At 47.5% G+C, this 11,595-nt stretch carries 6 protein-coding genes and 1 pseudogene; 3 read left to right on the top strand and 4 right to left on the bottom strand.

Annotation, left to right across the window (positions count from 1 at the left end):
• Positions 1-102: 102 nt before the first annotated feature.
• The 4 genes and pseudogenes from ACJJJB_RS08440 to ACJJJB_RS08425 all read right to left on the bottom strand — a co-directional run bounded on the left by ACJJJB_RS08440 (position 103) and on the right by ACJJJB_RS08425 (position 4,847).
• Entirely contained in the window at positions 103-729 is a 627-nt protein-coding gene (locus ACJJJB_RS08440) for an anaerobic ribonucleoside-triphosphate reductase activating protein (RefSeq protein WP_445366056.1), read from the bottom strand.
• Between the two features lie 2 nt (positions 730-731).
• Positions 732-2,972, bottom strand: a pseudogene (locus tag ACJJJB_RS08435) (ribonucleoside triphosphate reductase).
• Positions 2,973-3,361: 389 nt separating this feature from the next.
• A complete protein-coding gene (locus ACJJJB_RS08430; protein WP_445366055.1) occupies positions 3,362-4,261 on the bottom strand; it encodes an ABC transporter six-transmembrane domain-containing protein in 900 nt (299 codons plus the stop codon).
• Positions 4,262-4,280: 19 nt separating this feature from the next.
• Entirely contained in the window at positions 4,281-4,847 is a 567-nt protein-coding gene (locus ACJJJB_RS08425) for a TetR/AcrR family transcriptional regulator (protein WP_444904622.1), read from the bottom strand.
• Between the two features lie 95 nt (positions 4,848-4,942).
• Between ACJJJB_RS08425 and ACJJJB_RS08420 the strand changes: the two genes are divergently transcribed.
• The 3 genes from ACJJJB_RS08420 to ACJJJB_RS08410 all read left to right on the top strand — a co-directional run bounded on the left by ACJJJB_RS08420 (position 4,943) and on the right by ACJJJB_RS08410 (position 11,562).
• Complete coding sequence (locus ACJJJB_RS08420; RefSeq protein WP_445366054.1) at positions 4,943-6,064, top strand: efflux RND transporter periplasmic adaptor subunit; 1,122 nt, start codon at positions 4,943-4,945, stop codon at positions 6,062-6,064.
• Positions 6,065-6,073: 9 nt separating this feature from the next.
• Positions 6,074-9,208 carry an efflux RND transporter permease subunit gene (locus ACJJJB_RS08415; RefSeq protein WP_445366053.1) on the top strand — a complete coding sequence of 1,045 codons (3,135 nt, stop codon included), beginning with the start codon at positions 6,074-6,076 and terminating at the stop codon, positions 9,206-9,208.
• 386 nt (positions 9,209-9,594) lie between these two features.
• Positions 9,595-11,562 (top strand): hypothetical protein, encoded by a 1,968-nt coding sequence (locus tag ACJJJB_RS08410; protein WP_020412796.1) that lies wholly within the window; start codon positions 9,595-9,597, stop codon positions 11,560-11,562.
• The last annotated feature ends 33 nt before the right edge of the window (positions 11,563-11,595 follow it).

Here is an 11,595-nt window from a genome sequence, read left to right as displayed (position 1 = left end):
GGAAGTTTGGATATTAATACAGCCTCTGTTCCATCAACAAGGCAGCGAGTGATGCTTGTCAGGTCAGGCCAATTCAGCAAGCGCCCGCCAAACTTGCTAGCCCTATGAAATAAACTTCAGAGTTTGGTCAAGCGCTTGCTCGGTATTGCAGCGCTGCACCTCTAAATGATGAACACCGCATTTGCGAAGCTTCTCCTGAATTTGAGCTAGCTCCTCATCGCTGGTGAGGTGAGGATGCCTGGTAAGGCGTACTTGCATTGCTGTTCCCGCCTCGACTAGTAGCTCTACACATTGCCAGGGTGCTGTACCGCTACCATCTACCCCGGTAATGGCAGGGTAATTTTCCGGCAACGCTTTTATATCCAGCCCAATCCAGTCCAAACTGGGGATCAAACGACTCAGTTTCCGAGGGTAGATCCCGGCAGTATGTAAACCTATCTTAAACCCCAGGCTTCGGGCTTGGGCAATGGCTGCTTCCAGTGCCCCCTGGGCAGTTGGCTCTCCGCCAGAAAATACCACCGCATCCAGCAGTCCTTGCCGGCTGGCGAGGAACCCCAATATCTGGTCCCAGTCGTAGGCACTGGGCGCGCGGGCCGGCAACAGATCACCATTATGGCAGTAGCGGCAACGCCAGGAACATCCCTGGCAAAAGACCACCGCGGCCAATTCACCAGGGAAGTCGATAGCGGTAAATGGTGTAAAACCGCCAATGCGCAGCTTTTCAGTCATGGTTATTTGTCACTACCAGCAACAAAAAAGCGGCGCTCCTTGTGTTCCGATTGTTTACCTGGATTCCAGAAGGAAACTGGGCGGTGATAGCCCATCACCCGGCTCCAGACTTCACAGCGGGTGCGCTCTTCATTTTTGAGTGGTGAGGTTGGTTTATTCATGATGTCTCTCCTTGGTGGTTGGTTTTAATCGCTGCAGCAAGATTGCTCACGAGCGAGCAGAGCCTCATCGCAGCGGGGACAGAATTCGTGTTCGCCGCTCAGGTAGCCGTGTACTGGGCATATAGAAAAGCTGGGAGTTACTGTGATATAGGGCAGCCGATAATTTTTCAGGGCGCGCTGTAATAAGCGGCGGCAGCTATCGGCATCTGGCAGTTGTTCGCCCAGGTATAGGTGCAGCACAGTGCCACCCGTATAACGGGATTGTAGGGATTCCTGCCGAGCCAACGCTTCGAAAGGATCATCGGTAAAGCCGACTGGCAGCTGGGATGAGTTGGTATAGTAAGGTGCTTCCGTGCTGCCAGCCTGAATAATGTCCTCATAGCGCTTTTGGTCTTCGCGGGCAAAACGGTAAGTAGTTCCCTCAGCCGGTGTGGCTTCGAGATTATAGAGGTGGCCGGTTTGTTCCTGGAACTCTGTCATTCGCAAACGAATATGATCGAGCAACTGCTCGGCAAGCTTTTTACCAGGCTCTGTGACGACACTTTCACGGTCTTCACTAAAGTTTCGCAGCATTTCATTAATGCCGTTAACGCCAATGGTGGAGAAGTGGTTACGCAGTGTGCCAAGATAGCGACGCGTGTAGGGAAACAGGCCGGCGTCCATATGCCGCTGAATCACTTTGCGCTTCACTTCCAGGGAATCCCGTGCAAGTAGCAGTAGTTTATCTAACTGGGCGAGCAGGAGGTCCCAGTCCCCCTTATACAAATAGCCCAGACGTGCACAGTTGATCGTTACTACACCGAGAGAGCCGGTCTGTTCCGCGGAGCCAAATAATCCATTGCCCCGTTTAAGCAGCTCTCGAAGGTCCAGTTGTAGGCGACAGCACATGGAGCGCACCATGTTTGGACTGAGGTCTGAGTTAATAAAGTTTTGGAAGTAGGGCAGTCCATAGCGGGCAGTCATGGCAAATAGCCGCTCGGCATTTTCGCTCTCCCAGGGAAAGTCCTCACTGATATTGTAAGTTGGAATTGGGAAAGTGAAGACTCTGCCGCGCGCGTCCCCTTTACTCATCACCTCAATATAGGCGCGGTTAATCAGGTCCATTTCCACCTGCAGGTCACCATAAGTGAATGGCATTTCTTTGCCGGCAATCACCGGCACTTGGTCTTGCAAGTCTTGAGGGCAAACCCAATCGAAAGTGAGGTTGGTAAAGGGAGTCTGGGTGCCCCAGCGGGATGGCACGTTCAGGTTAAAAATCAGCTCTTGCATGCACTGGCGCACACTGGCGTAATCCAGCTGATCCTTGCGTACAAAGGGTGCGAGATAAGTATCGAAGGAGCTAAATGCCTGGGCTCCAGCCCATTCGTTTTGCAATGTGCCAAGAAAGTTAACGATCTGCCCAACTGCACTGGTCAAGTGGGCGGGCGGTGCAGACTCCACTTTGCCGGGAACCCCATTCAACCCCTCGTGCAGCAGGGTGCGAAGTGACCAGCCTGCGCAATAGCCGGCCAACATATCCAGGTCATGGATGTGTAAATCGCCATCCCGATGGGCTGCACCAATCTCCGGGGAATAGACATGATTTAGCCAGTAATTGGCAATCATTTTACCGGCACTATTTAAAATCAGGCCGCCGAGAGAGTAGCCCTGGTTGGCATTAGCAGCGACACGCCAGTCCGCCTGCTCCAGATATTCTTCGATGGAAGCCCCAACATCTACCAGTGTTTGGCGATCATTACGTATGCGAGCATGTCGCTCCCGATAGGCGATGTAGGCCCGTGCTGTATCTATGTAATCGCAATTGATTAATATTTGCTCGGCGATATTTTGGATTTCCTCAATATCGACTGGTGTCGCTGCATCAAAGCGATGATTAATCACTTTCAGGATGCCCTGGGTTAGCCAATCAACTTCATCCTCACCAAATTCACCAGTAGCCCGCCCGGCTCGCACAAGTGCTGAAGTAATACGTTGAGAATCAAAAGCCATAGCGCGTCCATCCCGCTTTCGCACCAGAAAACTGCTTAGGTTTTGAGTAGGAGATATCGCACTGTCAATTTCAGGGGTAGAGGTGCTTGTCATGGGCCTTCCTTCACAGATTGTGAGGGAAGCTTAAAGAAGTGCAAGAGAGGAGTGCTTGATCTGGATCACTACATATGGTGCTTTTATGATTCAATTGGCACACTATGTTGTGCCTGGATGACAAGCCGCCTAGTTGAAAAACATTTAAATATCAAGGTGTCAGTACTAGGGTAATAGGGGTAGGGTGCAGTATTTTGTGGTGTGTTGCACAAGTAGTAGCGAGTTTCACGCTTGCTGCTAGATAACAATTGTCTAGTGGTCCTTTCGTTTAAGTGATTGGAGTACAGGGATTCCTATTCGACTAATTGAAGCAGCTTTTAAGGCAAGGATAAAAATTGACTCTAATTCATACTCCCAGTCGCGAGACACTGTATTCCCGCCTCTTTTTCTTATGATCCAATCCGATTAGAAATCTCCTTCAAACGAATAACCTGCTGAACATAGAGTGGTAACGCAGAGACCTTCCCGATAAAGTCGAAAACGTACATCAATAAGGCAACTATTAATCCGTAATTAACCAGGCCCTCATCGATTGCCGCTATGGGAGCGTAAACAAATAAAGCGATTATCCCAGTCCACAATATAAAGTAAGTGCAAGTTTCCAGGTCGCTCAATTCAATATTCCACCGCATAAGGCGCCGGAAGTGGGCTTTTGCATGCTCAACATTTGGTTGTTTAAGCGCATCAACCTGATATTCCAGCTCATTATTATAAGATTCATTCAGCTGGTAATTGGTATTTCCGATTACGCAATAGATCAGGATAATCAAAGCGAGAATTGCCAGGCAAGCCAGAAAGACGTTGAGATTGATAGCGCTGATGATAATGAGCAAACCCACCATACCAATAGAAACGGTAATAACTTCTGGCAGGCTATTTTCAAAGAATTCGACAATTTCAGTTAATAAACTGGAGCGTGCAGTGATAGTCGACACCGACTGCCTTTTTGTTTTTTCACGGGCCACCATTTCCGACGTAACTACCTGGTAAATATGTGCATAGATTCGTGTATCGTAAAATCTTCGAGCACTTCCCATAAGGACAGAGATAGTGCCCAAGATTGCCAATAAATAAATGCCATCATAGGACTGTTCTAATAGACTATTGATAGCCCAGCCGATGGCAAGTGGAAAAAGTAGTTCGAGGAGTGTTTCAATAACGACCAGCGATAGGGTCAAGGATACTCGCCACTTAAACCGGGTAAAAATCGAAAGTAAAGAATGTTTGTGCTTGCCTTTCGTATAATCATCATCTGTTGATTTTGAAACAGTGGTAACTGGCTGAGTCATTTAACAACACTCTCAATGGTTAACGAGCAACGCCATTGCAAAATGTGTGAAACGCTAAATCGGCCAGCGTATCGTGATCTATGGATTCTGCATTTTTTGTTAGCCAGGATGTATAAAGCAGGCCCTCTACCAGGTTTACCACCCAGGAAGTAGGAAGTTTCTTGGACAGGCTGCCTTCAGATTTTGCGTATTCCACCAGTGTAGCGATTTCACTCTCTTGTTTCTCATAGATAGCGGTGAGCTCTGGGTCATCTTCATTAAAGTCTCCCAACTTCATTAAAAACTCCATTTCGGCCGACAGCGGAAAAATCGCTTTAAACATCAGGTGGAAGGCTTGCAGAGCCGATTCAGCCTCGCTTTCCAAGTGTTCGGTCGCTTTATCAAATGCCTCCAGGCAGTGAATCGCAACCGCCTTAATCAGCTTTTCTCTCGTGTCATAAAGACGGTAAAGGGTAGTGCGCCCAACTCCGGCCGCCCGGGCAATATCGCTAAAGGATGCCTCCCTATTTTTGCTCAGGAGTTCCATACCTGCCTTCATGATCGCAGTTTGTGACTTCTGAATACGCGCATCTAGGTGATCAGTCATGGAGTTATTACCCGAACTTTATGGAACATACTTGTATCATAATGCCTTACAAGTTATGGTGCAAGTGTGTTCCATAAATTGTAAGTTGTCTAGGCATGATGAAAATTGCGGGAATCTGGTTAAAGCGGCGGGCTGCAGGTATTGCTGCCACCAGCTTGCTGGTCTTGGTGGGGCTGTGGCTTATGGTTGAGCAACAGCCAGCAGCCATGGTGGAGAAGCCCAAAGAGTTTGGCCTTACTGTTACTGTCGTGGAGGCAGTACCGGCGGATGCTCAGCTTGAAGTCAAAACAACAGGCATAACACAACCCCGCTGGGCGACTGAAGTTATCGCCTCAGTCAGCGGGCGTGTCACCCATATTGCTAACCACGCAATGCCGGGCAATCTCATTAGGAAAGGAGAAATACTGGCGTCGCTACAGGATACTTTTTATCAGGCTGAGCTCAGTGCTGCTCAAGCCAGAGTGTCAGAGGCTGAACTCAACTTGGCCGAGATACTCACGCGTCAATACGTGGCAAAACGAGGGGATAAAGCGAAGTCATCATTTGGCCGACTGGAGCCGCATGTCAAAGCCGCAGAGGCAAATCGAGAAGCGGCGAAGGGAGCTCTCGCATCCTCACAGCAGAGGTTGGCTGATACACAAATTAAAGCGCCTTTTGACTCGGTGATTATTGCCGATTTAATCCATCCTGGCCAATGGATAAATGAGGGGGATGTACTCTTTCGAGTAGCAGCCAGTGAGTACCTGGATATCCAAGTTGAGCTTTCTGAGCAGACTTGGCAGCGGTTAAACGGCCTTCAGCAAGATCCCTGCAAAATCACTATAGAGGCGCCTGACGGACAACAATGGCAGGCCTCGGTCCGTTACCTAAGCCCAATCATGGATGCGGACACCCGCCAGCGCAGCCTTATGTTGCAAGTGGCTAACCCCTTTCAGCGCCAGACTCCCTTGCTCGCCGATCAGCAGGTTGATGTAGTGTTTGGAGGCAACACGCAGAGCTATGTTGTCAGTGCACCAGCATCGGTTCTTACAGAAGATGGGAAAGTATGGAGCGTTTCTGAACAATCACTCCTTTTGGAAGAGATAGAGCTACTGGATATGCGGCCGGATTCGGTTCTATTTCGTTACAAGAATCGACCCCACCAGAATCGTCAGCTTATTCGCTTTCCTTTGACCAACTTTGTAGAAGGTCAAGCGGTTGCAATGACTATCCACTAAGGCCTGGAAATGAAAACACTCTCACGCTGGTTCCTGGATAACCCAGTTGCCGCTAACCTTCTCATGGCTTTCATTCTGGTTGCAGGCTTGCTGACCTTTCAAAATCTGCGGGTGGAAAGCTTTCCACAAATTCCACCTACGGAAGTCGAAATCTCCGTTGTCTACCCCGGCGGCACTGCCCGCCAGGTCGATGAGAGCATTACACAGCGTATTGAGGAAGCTATTAGTGGTGTTGCAGGAATAAAGCGCATAACCAGCCAATCAAGCAAAGGTTACGCTTCATTGGTAGTGAAAAAAAATACAAATGTGAAGCTGGATCGTTTGATTGAAGATATTCGCAATCAAGTTGAAAGTATCGAAGGCTTTCCCGCATTGGCGGAGCGGCCGCGTATTTATCGCAGTGAATATACGAATCTTGCGGCGTTTGTCATGGTCTACGGTGGTGACAATAATGATTCGCTTCAGCAGGTATCCTCACGAGTAGAGCGAGTGCTTAAGAAACATCCTGCTATTTCCAAAGTGACAAATCTGGGGAAAAGAAAGCAACTATTGGCTATAGAGCCAGACCTCAGGAAACTTCAACGCTACGGTTTGTCTCTTGAGAACCTAACGGAACGTATTCGCCAGTGGTCAGTGGAATATCGCAGTGGTGAATTAAGAACGGCCAATGGAAATATTGTGCTGCAGGGCAGTTCCCTGGCTGACAACTTGGCGGAACTGAGGAATATCCCCATTATCACTACATCGACGGCACGAGTGAGACTCAGTGATATCGCTACTGTTAAGCGAGATTATGAGCAAACCGACAGTATTGTTCGATATCAAGGGCAACCTGCAGTCGCACTGATGGTATCCACCAGCCAAAAAGACAACCTGTTTCATATCCATGAAGCCACAAAATCAGTATTAGAATCATTGGAATCGACATTACCCAGGAACATGCAGTTGGATGTAATGGCGGATATGTCTCCCTATATTTCCGATCAATTAGACTTGCTAAGTTCCAACGCCTTGCAGGGATTATTAATCGTCTTATTGCTATTGGTGCTTTTTTTAGATACGCGGCTAGCCTTTTGGGTTGCCTTAGGTATTCCCATATCCCTGGCTGGTGCGATTACATTGATGGGTTTTCCTTCCCTGGATTACAGCATCAACGATATCACTTTATTCGGTATGATTTTGGTACTGGGGATATTGGTAGATGATGCCGTTGTGGTCGGTGAAAGTATTCACCAGGCGAGACAAAATACAACTGACACCAAAGAAGCTGCCTGGAAGGGGGTTGAAGCCGTAGCCGTGCCCACAGTTTTTGGCGTATTGACTACAATCGCGGCCTTCTCACCGATGCTATGGATTGAAAATGAGTTGGCAAAGGTGCTGTCAGGATTCTCTGCTGTAGTGATATTTGCACTGATATTTTCATTAATTGAGAGCAAATTTATATTACCTGCGCATTTAAGCTATCCAAATACACATACTCAAACTAGTGGCGCAATAAAACGATGGATTGAGATTGCCAGAGAGAAATGTAACCGTTTATTAAATCGATTTTCGGATAAGATATATATTCCGCTTTTGTCATTGAGCCTGGCAAACCGGAAAATAAGCATTAGTCTATTTGCCACCTTTCTGCTGCTGGCCTATGGCGCTATGTTCAAGGGGCATATCGCCTCAGTATTCTTCCCTGAAATTCCCGGACGCTATGCCACGGTTAAAGTCACTATGCAGCATGGAGCTGCAAATACTTTAACGGAACGTAATACCGATCAACTTGAACAGGCCATCAAGCGCACCGCAAATAGGTTGCAACAGGAGTATGGGTTGCCGGAGTCACCTGTTAGCAAATATATCGTGTCAAAGGAAGGCACCAAGACCATAGAGTTGACAGCGGAATTAACACATGATGCCCTGGCCAGAGTAGAGAGCAACCGCTTTTTAGAGGAGCTGCGGCTGCAAACAGGTATCCTGGAGGGAAGCTATGCAGTGAAGTTTAGCCTTACGGAAGAGCCGGCGGGGGATACTGCCATTGCGGTGTCTGCCAGCAATCGAGATCAGGCGAAACAAGTGGCTGGCCGCCTCAAGGCTCTACTCGCGGAGTTACCCGGTGTGAACGATGTATACGATGATAGCCAACTTGCCAAAAGACAGCTGAAAATTACGGTCAATGAGCGGGGAGCCAGCCTGGGAATTGATCAAAGTCATCTGGCAGTGCTGATAGGGGGAGCATTCGGCCAGATTGAGATACATCGCCTGTTGGATAAAGGTGAAGAAACTCTAGTGTTGGCTCGCTTTCCTCAAACAGAAACTAAAACACTTGAGCAGTTAAAAGCTACACCTATTAACCTGGATAACAACAGCTATGTAAGCTTAGGCGAAATTGCCCAGCTTAAGTACGAGCGTGAACCCGAGGTTATTTATCGACGTAATCGCGATGAAGTGGTCAGTATCTATTGGCGTCAGAATCGCTCTGTCAATTCACCGGAAAACAACTGGGAGCGGTTAAAAGAAGAGCTGGTGCCAGAACTGGAGCGCCTTTATCCGGGTGTCCAAATTAAAGCCGTTGGTGAATTCGCCGAAATAGTAGAAGTACAGGCTGGATTTAAAAAGTCCATGTTGCTGACGCTTTTACTTATCTACGTTTTGTTGGCGATACCACTAAAATCCTATTGGCAACCTTTGATTATTATGTCGGTGATTCCAATGGGCTTTGCAGGGGCAATTATTGGACACGGCCTGTTGGGCTTCCCAGTAAGCTTATTATCCTTGTTTGGAATGATGGCAATGACTGGGGTAGTGATTAACGATTCCCTGGTTTTAATGAGCCGATTTAATCAGCTCTACGCGCAGGGCGTACCAGTAAAAACAGCGCTACTTCAAGCTGGGAAAAGTCGCGTAAGGGCAATTTTCTTAACTACGGTGACTACTATCTGTGGGTTGCTACCCTTATTAGCCGAAACCAGCGAGCAAGCCCAATATTTAAAGCCAGCGGCTATATCCCTGGTATTCGGGGAGCTATTTGCTACACCGATTACCCTAATCTTAATCCCTTTGTTACTTTCTTTTGGGCAGTACAAAAATACATCTAGGAGTGATAGCGCTTCACTTACTGAGCAAAGTTTACTTCAGGAAGTGAGGCAATTGTGATCCCTTCATTACTAAGTGCTTATTAGATCCATCACTAAATGCTTATTGTCTGACCATTAAGCTTACCGGTTACTCGGTAAGAATCAAAATTGGAATCCCTTTAAGTCAACTTTGGAAAGTAGCTACGCGAGTATGATCAGCTGCTTTCATGAGTCTTTTTGTTAGCGGAGTGTATTTTTCACCCAATTTGTATATAGGTGACAAATATCGTCAGAAAAGCACCGATATAGGCAGGCTTTAGTTTCTTCATTTTTTTAAATGCGACACAGAAAATTATTCACGAAAAAATAAAATTCTTTTCGTATTTTCATTTCGCGACTTACTGGAACTAATCTCTTAATCTCCACCTAACTTCAAAATCAAAAAAACACGAACTTCAGGCGTTTATGGACAAGTTATTTAGCAAGAAATTATTGGTACTGGCATTAACCGCGGCGTTGGCAGCTTGCGGTGGAGGGGGTGGGGGCTCTTCAGACTCCGAACCTGAGACACCAGCCGTAGGGGATGGTGGCAGCAACAATGGTGGTGATCAGGGTAGCGGAGACCAGGGAGATGGTAGTGGGTCCGGCGATACTGGGAGTAACACTCCGCTTCCAGATAATGATCCCTCAACCGTAACGGTCGGAGATGTTTCTACTTCCGATCTGGGGTTTGCCACAATAACTGCTACAGATATCACCCTGCCTGATGCAATGGTAAACGCCCAGGAAGTTTACCAGCTTGCACACTATATTGGCCGAACAGATAGTGAGCAAGATGAAGAAAATATCGATATCCCTATTCGTAGCTACACTGCGACCTGCGCGACTGATACAGATAAGCCTAGGATGTTTGTATCCACGACCTTATCTGAAGGACAAAGTGCCTCAAATCCAACCTATGGCTCCGTCTATGAACTCCAATACAACCCTGAAACTTCAAGTTTTGATCAAACTGGCAATACCACGATTCTGAAACAGTGTTATGAGTCTCACGGTATAACAGCTAGCGCAGACTGCTCCAGGGTTGCTGTTTTGTGTAACACAGAATATAAGGCTAGTGAGCGATACGATGTTAAGAAGGATCTAATTGAAGAGCACGGTATTGGCTGGATGAAGATTGAGGACAATCTTGACGCTGTTGCAGGTACCGATAATGAGAAAAAGTATAACGATCAGATTTGGCTGATGGAGTGGGATAACAAGCCTTTGTCCGAAGTACCTGATGCTTACGTCGTTAATAAAATGCATGGTGGCACTCATCTTGGCACCCAAGAACTATTATATGTTGAGGATGACAGTAAGGGACGAACCAGTTATGCATTTTCCGTGACTGCTCGAGTACTGGTTAGCGGTTCTCACTATTCTGCGGGACTTACAGTGATCGACCGGGATGACTGGTCAATGACCATGACGGGGGATGAGCGTAGGGGGTGGTATTGGCTATGTGGACATGGTCATGTACTGAATATCCGGGCTTTCTATAACCCTGGCAACGAAATGTTTGGTGCGCTCTGTACCAGTGATGGGAATAAATATCATCCCTCTCCTGGCTTGAATGCAATTGCCATCAAAATGGAAGATGATGGCTCCTCTGTCCTTGAAGGAACCTACAATCACGTGGTTCCTACAACAAGTGCAATGATTTCCAACGGGGGAGGGCACACAGTAGTCCCAGTTGATGCTAATACTAATTTATCTGTTATCGTTTCACCGAAGTACATCGAAGATGAGGATATGGATAGGTTCTTACAGGATACACTCGGTATTGATACCAGTGGAGATGGTCCCTTTGATGATCAATGTGCTGATAAAGCCAATAAGAATTGCTTCTTCTCGTATCTCGAGGAAATCGAATATGATGAGGGTGACTATTCACTGATACCAAGGCAAGGACTCTATTCTGGCGGCGCCCTGGATAAATCTTCCTTAACTCGCGTGGGTATCGCCAAGGTTGATTGGGAAGGCAATATTGAGGGGGTTGGCATCAAATGGCTGGCTGAAGACTCAGATTGCCAGATTAGCGACCCGCAACTGGTCGACCTGAAGAATGGTCGCTACCTGTTTGGCTATGCACAATTCCAGTGTATTTCCGATAACCTTCCATACAATCGTAGCTATAACAAGAAAGGCGAGGCCATGCGTATGCTGGTACCTAAAGCCTACTATGTGATGGAGATTGATGCGGATTTGAATGTGCTCGAGGGGCCGGTAAAACTCACCGATTACGGGTGGGGCGGACTGGATGAGCCAATGTATCTGGGTAACGGTAAAGTTGCCTGGAACTATATCAAGAACCCCACCTTTGAGAACTACATCGGCGGGCAGCAGAACGTCTGGCAAGCGATTGTTTACCACTCAAAAAGTGTGAACTAGTCCTGATCGGCTGGGGCAAGGTTTTACTTGCCC

Source organism: Microbulbifer variabilis (assembly GCF_052468405.1).
This window is presented reverse-complemented; position numbering and strand designations above follow the sequence as displayed.